This is a genomic window from Salmonella sp. SAL4457, assembly GCF_046548235.1.
Taxonomy (GTDB): domain Bacteria; phylum Pseudomonadota; class Gammaproteobacteria; order Enterobacterales; family Enterobacteriaceae; genus Salmonella; species Salmonella enterica.
The window spans coordinates 1-250 of record NZ_JBGDZO010001000.1 but is presented as its reverse complement, the minus strand read 5'-3'; the positions used below and the strand labels follow the sequence as shown (position 1 = coordinate 250).

Here is a 250-nt window from a genome sequence, read left to right as displayed (position 1 = left end):
GCTGTACACCTCGTGGATGTCGTGGAGGATCTCTTCCTGCTGGGAGGCGGGCAGCGACTTGATCTTGTCGTAGACGCTGGAGATACCGTTGTTCGGGTTCACGCCGAGCTCTTCGAAGAGTTGGCCCCACTTGTCGAAGACGTCCTTGTAGTAGACGCTCACCGCATGTCCGAAGACGATCGGGTGGGAAATCTTCATCATGGTCGCCTTGACGTGCAGGGACCACATGACGCCGGTTTCCTTGCAGTCC

At 57.6% G+C, this 250-nt stretch carries 1 protein-coding gene; it reads right to left on the bottom strand.

Features of this window, described 5'->3' with window-relative positions:
- A partial coding sequence (locus ACLJNW_RS27175) for an NADP-dependent isocitrate dehydrogenase (RefSeq protein ID WP_410961660.1) occupies positions 1 to 250 on the bottom strand: 250 nt, incomplete at both ends.